The organism is Ferrimonas balearica (assembly GCF_019802055.1).
GTDB classification, from domain to species: domain Bacteria; phylum Pseudomonadota; class Gammaproteobacteria; order Enterobacterales; family Shewanellaceae; genus Ferrimonas; species Ferrimonas balearica_A.
On record NZ_JAHVHW010000003.1, the window covers coordinates 27,442 to 41,718 of the forward strand.

The following is a 14,277-nucleotide window of genomic DNA, read 5'->3' on the forward strand; positions in this document are numbered from 1 at the left end:
GCTCCGCCATCCTTGGCTTCGCGTTGTTGCCTATCGGCTCTCACCCCTGGCTATCGGCTCTCACCCCTGGCCCTCGGCTTCATTCCCAGTCGCTCACGCTCGGCGCCGCGAGTCGGCGAAGGTGGACGGCTTTCGCCGTGAAACACCTGCGGACAACATCAAACGGATTCGATTTTGAGGCTCGTCTACTTTTCCGTTTACGCGAATATATTTAGAAGTCTCAACTCTACGGGCAAAGCCCCGAAATTCTGTTCACCACCGCCATAGGCGGTGGTTTTGGGATGACAAAAAAACGCTGACTCAAAGGGTCAGCGTTTTGGTTTCCGGTCAGCACTCAGCGAAAGCGCAGAGGGGAGAAGGGAGTTAGCCGTGCCCCGTCTCCCTTATGCAGCGCGTTACTGAGCCAATCCGCGCTTGCCGCTGCCTGGGTCAGCCCCAGGTGCTGGTGGCCAAAGTTAAACCACACCCCGGGCGCCGCACGCCCCATCACCGGCAGAGAATCCGGCAAACTGGGCCGGAAGCCCATCCAGCGCTCAGCCCCTTCGCCATTTATTCCCGGCAGCAACGCCTGGCCATGGGTCAGCAGGATGTCGGCCCGCCGGGGATCCATCGGTGCAGTAAGACCGGCAAACTCCACGGTGCCCGCCAACCGGGTGCCATGGGCCATCGGTGTGATGATAAAACTGCGATCGGCGCTGGCCACCGGACGGGTCAGGCCGGAGTGGGCGGGTAACATCAGGTGGTAGCCCCGCTCCGTATCCAGGGGCACCCGGTGTCCGGTTTGCGCTGCCAACTGACGGGAGAACGCCCCCGCACACAGGATCACGGTTTCTGCCTCGATCCCTCGGCCATCCGCCAGCGCCACTTCGCCATTTGAGGTTATCCCGGTGACCTCTGCATTGAGGTATTGGGCTCCCCGCCCCTCCAGCGCCGTCCATATCCCTTTGCTCAGAGCGAAGGGATCCGGAGTATGGCCGGTATCGGTGAACCAGATCCCATGCTGAATGCGACCATCCAACACCGGCTCCAACTCGCGCACCTCGTCGCCAGTGAGATAGCGGCAGGCGACGCCCTCGCTGGCGTATTTGCCCACCTGGGCATGCACCTCTTCCGGCTCAGCCTGCTCAAACACCAGCAGCGAGCCCCTCTTCACCAGATGTTCGCTCAGCGCCAACGCCTCCAGCAGTTCCTGCCAGGCAGCCATCGCGTCCTCGTTGAGCGCCCGCAACGCGCGGGTGTTCCGGCTGCGGGCGGTCGGGGTCATATTGGCCAGAAACCGCATAAACCAGGGCAGCGCCCGCCACAGGTAGCGCAGGCGGATACGGAAAGGTCCGAGCGGGTCCAGCAGCATCCCGGGGATTTTGGGCAGAAGCGCGGGATCCGCCAGAGGGAACACCTGCTCAGTGGCAAAGTGCCCGGCGTTGCCGGAGGAGGTCCCGGCCCCGGGCTGGTCCCGGTCGATCAGCAGAACGGACCGTCCCGCCTTTTGCATGGCAGCAGCGGTGGCCAATCCCACGACCCCGGCGCCAATGATCACCACATCCTGTTTCATCTCTGACCTCACCGAAGGAAAAAGCCGTGGTCGAAGGGATCCCGGGGATCGAGGAAAAAGCGGTGCTCACCGGTTATCCAGGCGCGCCCACTGACGCGGGGAATCACCGCATCGCGGCCAAAATAGTGCTGTCGGGCCATCGCCGTTACCTGCATTCGGCCGCCAACAATCGATTCGATCTCCACGGTGTCCCCCAAATCGATGCTCTCCCGGGCCATCAGCAGGGCGATGCGGGCGGACACGCCGGTTCCGGTGGGGCTGCGGTCCAGTTCGCCATCCGCAAAGATGCAGACGTGACGACTGTGACGATGGGCCTCCTTGACCTTTCCGGAGGTAAAAATCGTGCCGTAAAGGAAGCCGAGATCATCCGCTTCGGGATGGTTGAGGGGGTAAGCCTCCGCCACCGCCAGCTTGATCGCCTGGCCGACCCGGATCACCTCCCGGGCATTATCCGCATCCAGGGAGAGTCCCAGAGCATCCGCATCCACAAAGGCGTAGTAGGCGCCACCAAAGGCGATGTCGTACTGCACCGTACCGACGCCGGGTACCGCAATCTGCTGGTCCAGACACTCCACAAAAGCGGGCACATTATCAAAACTGGCTTCCCAACCCTTTTCGCCCGGTTGGCAGTAAGCGGTAACCCGACCGGCGGGGGCATCGATCTTCAGTTCGATGGGCGTTTGGGCATCGCGGCACTGGGCGGTAACCTGCGCCAGCGCCAGAATGGCGTGGCCACACATGCTGGAGTAACCCTCGTTGTGCAGGAACAGGACACCGAAGTCCCCGTCCGCCGTCACCGGCTCGGTGATCAGGGCGCCATACATATCGCTGTGGCCACGCGGCTCATGCATCAGCAACCGGCGGTACTGGTCCAGATGTTCGGTCAGATAACGGCGCTTGGCCAGAATCGAATCACCGGGAATCTCCGGGTAGCCACTGGTGATGATTCTCAGCGGCTCACCCTCGGTATGAGCGTCCAGGGTGGTGAACTGCAAAGCCCCCTCTGTCAGGGCGCGTGGGGCGGTGAGGGTCATGAATTCTCCTTAATTCAGCCGAGAGTGTGACGGGCCTCTCGAAATCCTACCAGTTTGCGTTACATTAACGATCACTTGCGTTACGTCCGAGTTGATTGTATACAATATCCACCGCAAAACAATACCGCCTGCCAGACAGGCATACACATCATCAAGAGGGATCTTCCATGAAGGTTGATTGGAAAGGGGTATATCCCGCCATCTCCACCCAGTTTGACGCTGACGGCCAACTGGATCTGGCCGCCAACGAACGCATGCTTAACCAGCTGATTGAGGAAGGGATCCACGGCATCATCGCCCTGGGTACCGTGGGTGAGAACTGCTCACTGAGCGCCGAAGAGAAGCGCACCTTCCTGCGCCACACCGTGTCCGTTGCCAACGGCCGCATCCCGGTCATTGCCGGCTGTGCCGAAACCACCACCGCCTTCGCCATCGACTACGTTCGTGATGCGGAAACCATCGGCATCGACGGCATTATGCTGCTGCCGGGCATGGTCTACCGCGCCAACCGCGAAGAGACGCTGTACCACTACCGCACCGTGGCCCGCGCCACCAAGCTGCCGATCATGATCTACAACAACCCGGTGACCTACGGCGTTGATGTGGACCTGGAGATGACCGCAGAACTGGCGGAAGAAGCCAACATCGTGGCGATCAAAGAGTCCACCACCGACACCCGCCGCATTACCGAGCTGCACAACCGCTTTGGTGATCGTTTCACCATCTTCTGCGGCGTGGACGACATCGCCCTGGAGAGCCTGATGCTGGGCGCCACCGGTTGGATCTCCGGCCTGACCAACGTGTTCCCCCGTGAGTCCGTTGCCATCTATAACCTGGCCCAGGCCGGTCGTTATGCTGAGGCGCTGGAGCTGTGGCGCTGGTTCCTGCCACTGCTGCGTCTGGACACCGTCCCGCACCTGGTTCAGTGCATCAAGTTTGCCGAGCAGTTGGCCGGTCGCGGCAGCGAAACCGTTCGCGCCCCCCGTCTGCCCCTTTCCGGCGAGGAGCGCGCCCGCGTGACCCGTGTCTACGACGACGCGATGGCAACCCGCCCCGACCTGAGCCGATTTAACCTGGACTGAGGGAACGCGATGATCAAAGGCACCTTTTTCTGCATCGATGCCCACACCTGCGGTAATCCGGTGCGCCTTATCACCAGCGGTCACCCGCCCTTGCAGGGGCGAACCATGAGTGAGAAACGTCAGGATTTTCTGGCCAACCATGACTGGATCCGTCAGGCCCTGATGTTCGAGCCCCGTGGCCACGACATGATGTCCGGTGCCTTTGTTTATCCCCCCTGCGACCCGGCCAACGACGGCGCCATTCTGTTTGTCGAGACCTCCGGCTGTCTGCCGATGTGTGGTCACGGCACCATCGGCACCGTGACCGCCGCACTGGAAGCGGGGCTGCTTACCCCTCGCACGCCCGGCAAGCTGCGCCTTGAGGTACCGGCGGGCGTCATCGACGTGACCTACCAGCAGACCGGCGCCAAGGTTGACTGGGTTCGACTCACCAATATCGCCTCCTACCTGGCCCATGCGGACCAAACCATTGAGGTGCCCGGCCTGGGCACCCTCAAGGTGGATGTGGCCTACGGCGGCAACTACTACGTGATTGTCGAACCTCAGGCCAACTTCCCCGGCATCGAGCACTGGAGCGCGGATCAACTGCTGCGCTGGAGCCCTCTGGTCCGTGAAGCGGCGGACGTGGCGCTGCCCTGTGTCCATCCTGAGGATCCCACTGTGTGCGGCGTCAGCCACGTACTCTGGACCGGCACCCCCAAACAGCCGGATTCCGATGCCGCCAACGCGGTGTTCTATGGCGACCGTGCCCTGGACCGTTCTCCCTGCGGTACCGGCACCAGCGCCCGTATGGCACAGCGCTTCGCCAAGGGGCTGCTGCGTGAAGGGGAAACCTTTGTGCATGAATCGATCATCGGCAGTCAGTTTGTCGGCCGCGTCGAGCGGGTAACGGAGTTAGCGGGACGGCCCGCCATCATCCCCAGTATTCAGGGCTGGGCACGGGTTCACGGCCACAACACCCTGGTGGTGGATGACGCCGACCCCTATGCCTTCGGCTTTCAGGTGAAATAAGGAGTCACCATGCCCCTGACAGGACAACACTTTATTGCGGGCCAGTGGACTGGCCTGCCGCAACACGACTTTTTGGCGTGGGATCCCCGCACGGATGCCCCACTGCCGACCCACTTCGCGGATGGCAGCGAAGCGGAAGTGGCCGCCGCAGCTTCGGCTGCGGCGGACGCCTTTGCGCCCTACCGCCGCCTTGATACGGAACAACGGGCCGCGTATCTGGAAGCGATCGCCGAGGAGATTGAAGCCCTTGGCGATGAGTTGCTGAACCGCGCCGAACAGGAAACCGCACTGCCCGCCGCGCGCCTGCAGGGTGAGCGGGGACGCACCTGCGGCCAGCTACGCGCGTTTGCCGGCTGGCTGCGCTCGCCACTGCACCCGGTGATCAAGGACGCCGCCCTGCCCGACCGTCAGCCCCTGCCGCGGCCCGATATCCGCCTTGGCCAGGTGCCGCTGGGACCGGTGGCCGTTTTCGGTGCCTCCAACTTCCCATTGGCCTTCTCGGTGGCCGGTGGCGATACCGCCTCTGCTCTGGCTGCGGGTTGCCCGGTGATCGTCAAAGGCCATCCCGCCCATCCCGGCACCTCCGAGCTGGTTGCGGGCGCCATTGGCCGCGCCATCAGCCGCTGCAACCTCCCGGCAGGCGTATTCTCGCTGATCCAGGGCCGCAGCCCGGCACTCTCTGTCGCTCTGGTGCGCCACCCGGTAATCGCTGCAGTGGGCTTTACCGGTTCCGGCCCCGTCGGTCAGGCTCTGGCCAAAGAAGCCGCCAACCGTCCCCGCCCAATCCCCTTCTATGGCGAGCTGGGTGCAGTAAACCCTCAGGTGATTCTGCCGGGGCAGCTCGCTGCCCAGCCGGAACAGCTGGCCGAGATGCAGATTGGTTCCATGATGATGGGCCAGGGGCAGTTCTGTACCAGCCCGGGGCTGGTGTTGCTGCCGAACAGTGAGGGCGCAGATCGCTACCTGGCCAGCCTGGCCGAAGGGTTGAGCAGCCAGACAGAGGGGGTGATGCTGACCCCGGGGATCGCCCGCGCTTATCGCAGCGGTGCAGACCATCTGGCCAGCCAGAATGGCGTAACGGAACTGGCCCGTGGCCGCAATGAGGGCAACCCGAACGGTGCGGTTCCACTGATCTACCGGGTCAGCGCCGACGATGCACTGGGCAATGCCGCGCTGTTTGAAGAGGTGTTTGGCCCCTGTGTTCTGGTGATCACCGGTGCCCAGGGCCCGGCTCTGGATGCCCTGGTAGACACCCTGCCCGGCCAGCTTACCTGCACGATACACGGTACCGCCGACGACTTTGCCCGACACGAGGCACTGCTGGAGGCCCTGGCCTACACCTCAGGCCGTCTGATCGCCAACCAGATGCCTACCGGTGTTGAGGTGTGTGCGGCACAAAACCACGGTGGCCCCTGGCCCGCCAGTACCGCAGCGCAAACCACTTCGGTTGGTGCAGAAGCGATTCAGCGCTTCCTGCGTCCGCTGGCCTATCAGAACTGGCCGACCGCTCAACTGCCGCAAGCACTGCGTTGAGACAAATTGTTAACGCAGATCAGGGAGTCCTTTGGGGCTCCCTTTTCTTTGCCCACTGGGATAGGTACTCTAGAGGGCAAATCAAGTCATAGAAAATATACAAATGCGTCAGGGAAGCCCCATCGTTCACAAAACCCGCACTCAGGTGGTTGTCGAGGTGCTGAGGGAAAAGATCCTCTCCGGTGAAATCAAAGCCGGTGAACCACTCAGACAAAGCGCCCTTGCCACCGAGCTTAACGTCAGCCGAATTCCCGTTCGTGAGGCGTTACTGCAACTGGAGGCGGAAGGACTGGTGCGGTTTGAAGCCCATAAGGGTGCCACGGCCACAGAGCTGTCGGTAACCCAGGTGGATGAGCTGTTTGAGCTTCGCGCTCTGATTGAGCCCGCCCTGCTGGCCCGCTCCATTCCAAACCTCACTCAAAGCCAGCTTTCCCTGGCTGAGGATTATCTGGAGCAGCTGGAATCGGCGTTTCAGGCGGAGAATGCGGTAAACAGCTGGAGTGAGCTGAACACCCTATACCACCTGAGCCTTTACGCTGGCGCAGACCGCCCCCACACTCTGGAGGTGGTAAAAGGCTTGAATACCAACTCGGATCGCTACATCCGCCTGCAACTGTTGCTGGCGGGCGGCATTCCCCGTGCAGAGCAGGAGCACCGCACGCTTCTGGAACTGTGTCGGAGCGGCGACATTGATGCGGCCACCACCCTGTTGCGTGGCCACATTGAGCACGCTGCCGAAGGCGTCAAAACCCTGGTCGCCGAGCACGTTGCCCTGCAAGCCTGAGTGATCCGTACTGTCCCCCAAGCGGCGTGTATTGCGCCGCATGTTCAGGAGTTTTCCCATGCGTTCTGCCGAAATTACCGGCTGGGGTAAATGCCTTCCCCCGGCGGTACTGACCAACGATGATCTGGCCACCGTCATGGATACCAGCGACGAGTGGATCCGCACCCGTACCGGCATTGGTCAGCGTCATATCAGCCACGTTGGCACCGCCGAACTGGCCAGTGTGGCCGCCCAGCGCGCACTGGATGCCGCCGGCCTGTCTGGCAGCGACATCGATATGATCATCCTGGCCACCGCGTCTCCGGACACCCTGGTGCCCAATATCGCCGCCACCGTGCAAGCCAACATCGGTGCGCAGTGTGCCGCTTTTGATATCAATGCTGCCTGCTCCGGCTTCCTTTATGGTCTGGGCCTGGGCACTGCCCAGGTTCGCTCCGGCCAGTGCCAGCGCGTATTGGTGATCGGCGCCGAGCGCCTGACCTTCTACCTCAACTGGACCCTGCGTGACACCGCAGTGCTGTTTGGCGATGGCGCCGGTGCCGTGGTGGTGGAAGCCTCCGATCAACCTGTGGGTGTGCTGAGCTACGCCATGAACAATGATCCGGAAGGGCGTGAAATCCTGAAGGTTGCCGGTTTTGGTACCACCATGGACCGCAGCGATCCGGAAGCGATGTCTTTCTACCTCCAGTTTGAGGGTCGCGAGATCTTCAAGCGGGCGATTGCGGGCATGGGCAAACTCAGCGCCCAGGTACTGGCAGAAAGTGGCCTGAGCCCGGAACAGGTGGACCTGGTGGTGCCCCATCAGGCCAACGTCCGCATCATCGATACCCTGATCGGCAAGATGGGGCTGCCGAAGGAGAAAGCCTTCGTCAACATCGAGCACTACGGCAACACCTCTGCCGCCACCATTCCCATCGCCCTGTGCGATGCGCTGGAAGCTGGTCGCATCAAGGCAGGGGACACTCTGCTCTCCTGCGCTTTCGGTGCCGGTTTGACCTCCGCTGCGGCCCTGATCAAGTGGGGCGAACGCACCACACCGGTACGGGCCAGTCAGGCGGAACTGCCGCCCTGCGACAAGAGCGGCCTGGAGCTGATCCGCGACGCGGTAGCCCGGGATCGCGCCAAAGCAGAGCGCTAAGCACGGGACGCTTAGTGCTCGAAAACAGGCCGCCAAAGCGGCCTGTTTCTTTTCTTGCCATACTGTTGAGACTTGGCTCAACGCCTCACGGACCGAGGGAACACAATATGGATATTGAACGTCTCTTTGAGGGCGACACGCCGTTGCCCAGCCTCAACCGTCTGGTACAGCAACTGCTGTCGGAATTCTCCAGCCACGACCCCGATCTGCTCCGTATCGCCCGCATTCTCAGTCAGGACCAGGCCCTAAGCGCCAAAGTGCTGCGACTGGCCAACTCCGCCCACTTTGCCGGTGCCCGTCAGGTAGACTCCATCAGGGATGCCGCCATCATGCTGGGGTTAAACAACCTCAGAATGCTGGTGATCTGCTCCGCCGTTCAACAGCGTTTCGTCACCATCCCGCATCTGGATCTTGGCCGTTTCTGGCGCCAGAACCTGGCCTGCTCACAGCTCGCGGGTAGGTTGGCCAAGCGCTGTCGACTGGATCAGGAGCAAGCCCGTCTCGGCGGCCTGCTTCACAGCATTGGCCAACTCTACATTCATCAGAAGGAGCCCCGTCTGGCTCAACAAGTGGTGGCTAAGGTCGCCCAGGGTTGCCCAAGAGCCGAGGTGGAAAAGCAGTTGCTTGAGTTTGACTACGGAGAGGTGGGCGCTGAACTGGCCCGCCGTTGGCAATTCCCGGCCTCACTGGCGCTGATCTGCCGCCATCATATACGTCCCGACTCAGCTCCGGAGGCTAGCCGTCCCCTGGTGACAGTGGTGGCACTGGCGCGCTGGCGGGTCGAGCAGGATATGGACGCCCCTCAACTGTCGTGGCCGGACGAGGCGCTCAACAGCCTGGGACTCACCCGGGAGCAGCTTTACGCTCTGGGCGAAGCACCGACGCCCGCCTGAACGGCGCAGACCGGGTCCCAGTAGAGATGCGTGCGGTAATGGTCCGCCAGCAGACGATTGAGCGCACCGAAGCTGGCGATACGCTGCTCGTCGCCTGACAGGCAGTGCCAGACAAAGCGGTGACAGTTGTTGTCGGTCAGGTGGTAATCCCGGTAAGTGAACAGGGCCTGGGCGGCCCGCTCCGCCACATCGGGATCCGCCAGGGGCTGATGACGATGGTCACAGAGACAGAACAGGGTGTTGCCGCTGCGTTTGGCCAGAAAGCGCTCCAGCGAAACCGCCCGCACCAAGCCACTGCCATGCAGCTCCGCAATGGCGCCCTCCCCCAGCCAGATGCCGGTGTGCTCCACCACGCCAAAGACGTGACAGGCCATGATCGCTCCGGGCTGTGGCGTAACGCTGACGTGACCGGGCATCCACTGGCTGGGTCTCAGAGCCAACTTAGCCTCCCCCTCCGGGGTGCGATATCGCCGCCCCTGAACCGTTCGGCGATGAGATTGGTATTCCACCGCAGCCAAGGCGCCAGCCAAAATCAATAACGCAGGTAGTGCCATGCCATCCTCCTATTCCTACTGAGACTAATGGGAGAAAGGATGTGAAGGGGTGTAAAGATGTAACCAATCTCAACAATTGGGCTAGCGGCTTAACCTCAACAACTCATTGATGGTTAACCGCCCTCGCCCCGCCAGTGCGCTGGCCTGGGCCAGCAGGAGCTCGCCGCACGCGATGGCGTCTGTCAGCGCATTGTGGCCCGGGTAATCCGGCAATCCGTACCGACGGCGGCAATACGCCAGTTTAAGGGTGTCGGACTTCAATATTGTGCCCTGACGCTCCAGCCTACGCTGTTCAATCTTCAGCGTATCGATCACCTCCAGAGGCAGGCCCTGACCAAACTCGGCCGTCAGACCCGACTGCAGAAAACCCAGATCCAAACCGCCGTGGTGACACACCAATATCCGGCCCGCCAGCTTGGGCAGCAGAGTGGCCAGCGCTTCAGAGAGGGGAACGGCGTCCTCCAGATGGCGGTCATGGATACCATGTATGGTGGCACTCTGGCCCACCCCACCATCAAACGCCACCAACTGGTGCCAGGCGTCAGAGAGCACCAGTCGACCCGCGATGATAGGCACTGTGGCAATAGAGAGGATGGCATCCTGCCGCACATCCAGACCGGTCAGCTCCAGATCGAGCGCCAACATCTCCTGCTCCCGGTAGTCCGCAGAGCCTTGCGGTGCACCCACCTGGTAAAAGTGGTCGTACTCCGGCACCTGATTACGCCAGCGAGCCAGCCCAAAGCGAAAACTCGAAGGCACCATCACAGGCTCCTGGCAAAACTGAGTCGGATCCCATCCTGCGCCCTTGCCACCACCGCGAACGCGTCCCGGAGCTGATGCCGGGCCAGCCCCGAGATGCGGCCCGGGCGAAGGAAGTTGGAGGGGTCTTCACCCCGGCTCCACTGCTCACCCTGATTGGCCAGTCGAAGGTGGGAGATGAACTCCTGAGCGTCAGCCAGATTGAGGGCGTCTTTGCGGGTCAGCAAGCCCGCCTTCATCGCCGCCTGGATCCGGGACGCGGTGCCCACCGCTTCACAGCCGGATGCCAGTGCATAGAGACGGGCGATGTCATTGATGATCGCCAGCCCTTTATGTTTGAGATCCAGCGCTTTTCTCTGCTCGCCATCCCGCTCCAGCACCAACTGTCGGAAGAACCCCAGCGGCGGCGAGTTGGTGCAGGCGTTGGCGGCCATCATCGCCAGGAAGATCTGGTTGTCCTTGCAGCGCGCCAGTACGTCACGTTGCAGAGTTTTCGCCAGTTCACCCCGTCCGGCCACCGCCCTCATGTCGAAAAAGATGCTGGCGTGCATCACCGCTTTGGGCTCCGGTTGATCGATCCAGCGTTCAAACTGGTTCTGCCATTGCGCCAGGGAGAGGCACCATTTGGGATTCATCGCCATAATGCCGCCGGGACAGTGCACATAGCCGCTGTCATTCAGCCCGTCACAGACAAAGGTGGCCAGGGCGAGGAAGTACTTCAGTTCCGCTTCACTGGGCTCCCGGGCCAGCAGCAGGCCATTGTCCTGATCCGATTTACCCGCCTGGTCCATCCGCGCCTGAGAACCAAACGCCAGCCAGCACCAGGGCATCGGGGCGGGCCCCAGCTCATCCTGTGCCAGTGCCAGCAGACGCCGGGTCAGCGCATCGGTCACCAGCGTCAGCACCCGTCCTATCTCTTCCGCCCGGGCATCGGCCTGAATCAGGCTCTGCAACAGGGTGGGGATCTGACCCGCCACCTGTACCAGTGCCGCCCGATCCTGCTGCCGGTCGATTTCACCAATCAGATAGAGCGGATCACTGCGCTGAGCCCGGATCAGGTCGGTACTGGTTACCACCCCCACCGGCACATCGTCATCGCACACCGGCAGATGGTGAATATTGTGCTGACTCATCGCCAGCATCGCTTCAAACACCAGGGTCTGTGAGGGAACGGATACCGGCTCTGCCGTCATCACTTCATTGACCGGGGTGTCTACGGCGACCCCTTCCGCCAACACCCGGTTGCGCAGGTCCCGGTCTGTCAGGATCCCAAGCAGCCGGTCATCCTGCACCACCAATACGCTGGAAATGCGGTTATCCCGCATCCGCTGTGCGGCCTCCTGAATCGGTGTAAGCGGCCCGACCGCCTGCACCGGCGACGCCATGACCGAGCGGATCCGCGCGGTACTCAGGTGCTCTCTGGCCAGGTAGCGGGCACTGTGGCGCAGTCGTTCCGCGTGCTTACGATTGAAGAAGCGATCGAAGTCGCGGCTGACGGCTCTGAGAACCCGAAAGCTCTCCTCTTTAAGGATGTAAACCAGGCCATCTTCCAGCACCTGCACCCGGTTGCTGACCTGCTCTCCGGTCAGTAATGAGGGAAAGCCGAAGTAATCCCCCTCCCCCAATCTGTCGAGCAACTCACCATGCTCACTGCGCACCTCGAACGCGCCAGAGCGCACAATGTAGAGCTGGGGGTTACTGTAATCCACCGGCACCTCGCCGGTGGCCTTCGCGAAGTAGGCGATCTCAATGCCGCAGGCAGCTTCAAGACGGCCGTTGTCATCAAGCTGATCAAAGGGCACCAGCTGAGCCAGGAAGTCGATGATGGGGGCCAGATCGGGATCGGTCATGTTGTTCTATTACATCCTTGATACACTGGGCAAAGTTTCAGGGAGAGAACCATGTTAGCCATTGCACAAACTATCGTACTGGGCCTCGGCGTCATCCTGGTGTTGAGCGCTTTGGGGCGTTACATCCATCGTACCCAAAACTGGCACGCCATCTGGCAGGTCTGGGTTGGAAAACTCAAGGACCTTAACCTGTCTGAGTTCCGGCTCTATCGAAGTGGCATCGTCCTGCTCTTTGCCGGGGTGTTGCTTCGCATCGTCTACCTCACCTTAAGCGGCGTTTAAGGTAAGGGAAAGAAAAAGAAAGGGCACCTTGCGGTGCCCTTGTTGTTTAGTGGTGGGTGGCGGCACCGGACCCTTTCGGGAATCGGATGCTTTCTACCAGGTCCTGAACCTCCTGCGGCGACTCCTGAGTCATCCGACTCACGATAAAGGCCGTGATAAAGTTCAACACCATACCCAGGGTACCAATCCCTTCCGGAGAGATACCGAACAACCAGTTTTCAGGCGTGTTGGCGATCAGCGGCTCGAAGAACACGCCTTTGTACGCCAGGATGTAGCCTGCGGTGAAGGTGATGCCCACTACCATACCGGCGATCGCGCCCTCCTTGTTCATCCGCTTGGAGAAGATCCCCATGATGATTGCCGGGAAGAAGGACGAGGCGGCTAAGCCGAAGGCGAAGGCCACCACCTGAGCCACGAAGCCTGGTGGATTGATGCCCAGGTAGCCAGCAATAACGATGGCCACCGCTGCGGCAATACGGGCGTAGGTCAACTCCTGCCTGTCGGTAATGTTTGGCATCAGGTTTCGTTTAAGCAGATCGTGCGACACCGACGTTGAGATCACCAGCAGCAAGCCTGCAGAGGTCGACAGCGCCGCCGCGATCCCCCCCGCTGCCACCAGTGCAATCACCCAGTTCGGCAGATTCGCAATCTCCGGGTTGGCCAGTACCATGATGTCGCGGTCGATCTTCATGTTGTTGCGTTCATCGCCGGAGTAGAACATCACGCCATCGTTGGCCAGGTTCTGGCCGGCGTCACCGGAAGCACTCACTTTCTCGTCGGTACCGGCAAAGCCGATCAGACCGGTCTGCTCCCAGTTCTTAATCCACTGGGGACGCTCGGCGTAGAGGGTACCCTGACCATCCGGACCGTTAATGGTGTCGATCATGTTCAGACGGGCAAATGCGGCAACCGCCGGGGCAGTGGTGTACAGCAGAGCGATAAACACCAGGGCCCAACCTGCAGAGATACGGGCATCGGCCACCTTAGGCACGGTAAAGAAGCGCACGATAACGTGAGGCAGACCCGCAGTACCCACCATCAGGGCAGCGGTGATAAAGAACACGTCTACGGTGGACTTGGAGCCATCCGTGTATTGATTAAAGCCCAACTCGTTCATCAAACCATCGAGCTTCGCCAGCACCGAGGTTCCCGGTTCCGCCGTCAAATCCGAACCAAAGCCGATCTGCGGCAGCGGGTTGCCGGTCAGCATGATGGAGATGAATACCGCAGGCACCAGGTAAGCGGTGATCAGTACAACGTACTGGGCAACCTGGGTGTAGGTGATCCCTTTCATGCCACCCAATACGGCGTAGAAGAACACCACCACCATACCGATGATCACACCGGTGGTAACGTCCACTTCCAGGAAGCGGGAGAACACCACGCCCACACCACGCATCTGGCCTGCCACGTAGGTAAAGCAGACGAAGATGGCGCAGATCACCGCCACGGTACGGGCGGTCTGGGAGTAGTAACGGTCACCGATAAAGTCCGGCACGGTGAACTTGCCGAACTTACGCAGGTAGGGGGCAAGGCAGAGTGCCAGCAGTACATAACCGCCGGTCCACCCCATCAGGTAAACCGCGCCGTCATAACCCATAAAGGCGATCAAACCCGCCATCGACAGGAAGGAAGCGGCAGACATCCAGTCCGCTGCGGTCGCCATCCCGTTCGCGACAGGGTGTACGCCGCCACCGGCCACGTAGAATTCATTGGTTGAGCCGGCCTTTGCCCAGATGGCAATGCCGATATAGAGGGCAAAGGTCGCCCCCACTACGATATACGTCAGTGTTTGCAAATCCATG

General features: G+C 61.3%; 13 protein-coding genes. 7 read left to right on the forward strand and 6 right to left on the reverse strand.

The window, feature by feature from the left end; all coding sequences use genetic code 11:
* Positions 1-334: 334 nt before the first annotated feature.
* Positions 335-1,552, reverse strand: a complete 1,218-nt coding sequence (locus KUV52_RS00130; RefSeq protein WP_222523910.1) for an NAD(P)/FAD-dependent oxidoreductase — start codon at positions 1,550-1,552, stop codon at positions 335-337.
* 8 nt (positions 1,553-1,560) lie between these two features.
* Positions 1,561-2,586 (reverse strand): proline racemase family protein, encoded by a 1,026-nt coding sequence (locus tag KUV52_RS00135; protein WP_222523911.1) that lies wholly within the window; start codon positions 2,584-2,586, stop codon positions 1,561-1,563.
* 167 nt (positions 2,587-2,753) lie between these two features.
* On the opposite strand from KUV52_RS00135, the gene dapA reads away from it, so the two are divergent.
* The 6 genes from dapA to KUV52_RS00165 all read left to right on the forward strand — a co-directional run bounded on the left by dapA (position 2,754) and on the right by KUV52_RS00165 (position 9,027).
* Positions 2,754-3,668, forward strand: coding sequence for a 4-hydroxy-tetrahydrodipicolinate synthase (dapA, locus tag KUV52_RS00140; protein ID WP_222523912.1), 915 nt, complete (start codon positions 2,754-2,756; stop codon positions 3,666-3,668).
* Between the two features lie 9 nt (positions 3,669-3,677).
* Positions 3,678-4,679 (forward strand): 4-hydroxyproline epimerase, encoded by a 1,002-nt coding sequence (locus KUV52_RS00145; protein WP_222523913.1) that lies wholly within the window; start codon positions 3,678-3,680, stop codon positions 4,677-4,679.
* Positions 4,680-4,688: 9 nt separating this feature from the next.
* The gene (locus tag KUV52_RS00150; RefSeq protein ID WP_222523914.1) at positions 4,689-6,212 is read left to right on the forward strand and encodes an aldehyde dehydrogenase (NADP(+)); all 1,524 of its coding nucleotides are present in this window, start codon (positions 4,689-4,691) and stop codon (positions 6,210-6,212) included.
* 103 nt (positions 6,213-6,315) lie between these two features.
* On the forward strand, positions 6,316-6,996 hold the full coding sequence (locus tag KUV52_RS00155) for a GntR family transcriptional regulator (RefSeq protein ID WP_222523915.1): 681 nt from the start codon (positions 6,316-6,318) through the stop codon (positions 6,994-6,996).
* A 58-nt stretch (positions 6,997-7,054) separates the two neighbouring features.
* Positions 7,055-8,134, forward strand: coding sequence for a ketoacyl-ACP synthase III (locus KUV52_RS00160; RefSeq protein ID WP_222523916.1), 1,080 nt, complete (start codon positions 7,055-7,057; stop codon positions 8,132-8,134).
* Positions 8,135-8,241: 107 nt separating this feature from the next.
* A complete protein-coding gene (locus KUV52_RS00165) occupies positions 8,242-9,027 on the forward strand; it encodes an HDOD domain-containing protein (RefSeq protein ID WP_222523917.1) in 786 nt (261 codons plus the stop codon).
* On the opposite strand, the gene KUV52_RS00170 is transcribed toward KUV52_RS00165, so the two are convergent.
* The 3 genes from KUV52_RS00170 to KUV52_RS00180 form a co-directional block, all read right to left on the reverse strand.
* Positions 8,994-9,581 carry a lecithin retinol acyltransferase family protein gene (locus tag KUV52_RS00170; protein WP_222523918.1) on the reverse strand — a complete coding sequence of 196 codons (588 nt, stop codon included), beginning with the start codon at positions 9,579-9,581 and terminating at the stop codon, positions 8,994-8,996. The two genes, KUV52_RS00165 and KUV52_RS00170, sit on opposite strands and share 34 nt — an antisense overlap.
* An 81-nt stretch (positions 9,582-9,662) precedes the next feature.
* Positions 9,663-10,343, reverse strand: a complete 681-nt coding sequence (locus KUV52_RS00175) for an exonuclease domain-containing protein (RefSeq protein ID WP_222523919.1) — start codon at positions 10,341-10,343, stop codon at positions 9,663-9,665.
* The gene (locus KUV52_RS00180; RefSeq protein WP_222523920.1) at positions 10,343-12,190 is read right to left on the reverse strand and encodes a DUF294 nucleotidyltransferase-like domain-containing protein; all 1,848 of its coding nucleotides are present in this window, start codon (positions 12,188-12,190) and stop codon (positions 10,343-10,345) included. The genes KUV52_RS00175 and KUV52_RS00180 overlap by 1 nt, the downstream gene beginning before the upstream one ends.
* A 51-nt stretch (positions 12,191-12,241) precedes the next feature.
* Here KUV52_RS00180 and KUV52_RS00185 point away from each other — a divergent pair, with 51 nt between their 5' ends.
* A complete protein-coding gene (locus tag KUV52_RS00185) occupies positions 12,242-12,472 on the forward strand; it encodes a hypothetical protein (protein WP_222523921.1) in 231 nt (76 codons plus the stop codon).
* 46 nt (positions 12,473-12,518) lie between these two features.
* On the opposite strand, the gene KUV52_RS00190 is transcribed toward KUV52_RS00185, so the two are convergent.
* Positions 12,519-14,276 carry a sodium:solute symporter family protein gene (locus KUV52_RS00190; protein WP_222523922.1) on the reverse strand — a complete coding sequence of 586 codons (1,758 nt, stop codon included), beginning with the start codon at positions 14,274-14,276 and terminating at the stop codon, positions 12,519-12,521.
* Position 14,277 lies beyond the last annotated feature (1 nt).

What these genes read in the sequence shown, in the direction of transcription:
- KUV52_RS00130 (WP_222523910.1), bottom strand. Translation starts at nt 1,552, where the DNA reads ATGAAACAGGATGTGGTGATCATTGGCGCCGGGGTCGTGGGATTGGCC.
- KUV52_RS00135 (WP_222523911.1), bottom strand. Translation starts at nt 2,586, where the DNA reads ATGACCCTCACCGCCCCACGCGCCCTGACAGAGGGGGCTTTGCAGTTC.
- dapA (WP_222523912.1), top strand. Translation starts at nt 2,754, where the DNA reads ATGAAGGTTGATTGGAAAGGGGTATATCCCGCCATCTCCACCCAGTTT.
- KUV52_RS00145 (WP_222523913.1), top strand. Translation starts at nt 3,678, where the DNA reads ATGATCAAAGGCACCTTTTTCTGCATCGATGCCCACACCTGCGGTAAT.
- KUV52_RS00150 (WP_222523914.1), top strand. Translation starts at nt 4,689, where the DNA reads ATGCCCCTGACAGGACAACACTTTATTGCGGGCCAGTGGACTGGCCTG.
- KUV52_RS00155 (WP_222523915.1), top strand. Translation starts at nt 6,316, where the DNA reads ATGCGTCAGGGAAGCCCCATCGTTCACAAAACCCGCACTCAGGTGGTT.
- KUV52_RS00160 (WP_222523916.1), top strand. Translation starts at nt 7,055, where the DNA reads ATGCGTTCTGCCGAAATTACCGGCTGGGGTAAATGCCTTCCCCCGGCG.
- KUV52_RS00165 (WP_222523917.1), top strand. Translation starts at nt 8,242, where the DNA reads ATGGATATTGAACGTCTCTTTGAGGGCGACACGCCGTTGCCCAGCCTC.
- KUV52_RS00170 (WP_222523918.1), bottom strand. Translation starts at nt 9,581, where the DNA reads ATGGCACTACCTGCGTTATTGATTTTGGCTGGCGCCTTGGCTGCGGTG.
- KUV52_RS00175 (WP_222523919.1), bottom strand. Translation starts at nt 10,343, where the DNA reads ATGGTGCCTTCGAGTTTTCGCTTTGGGCTGGCTCGCTGGCGTAATCAG.
- KUV52_RS00180 (WP_222523920.1), bottom strand. Translation starts at nt 12,190, where the DNA reads ATGACCGATCCCGATCTGGCCCCCATCATCGACTTCCTGGCTCAGCTG.
- KUV52_RS00185 (WP_222523921.1), top strand. Translation starts at nt 12,242, where the DNA reads ATGTTAGCCATTGCACAAACTATCGTACTGGGCCTCGGCGTCATCCTG.
- KUV52_RS00190 (WP_222523922.1), bottom strand. Translation starts at nt 14,276, where the DNA reads ATGGATTTGCAAACACTGACGTATATCGTAGTGGGGGCGACCTTTGCC.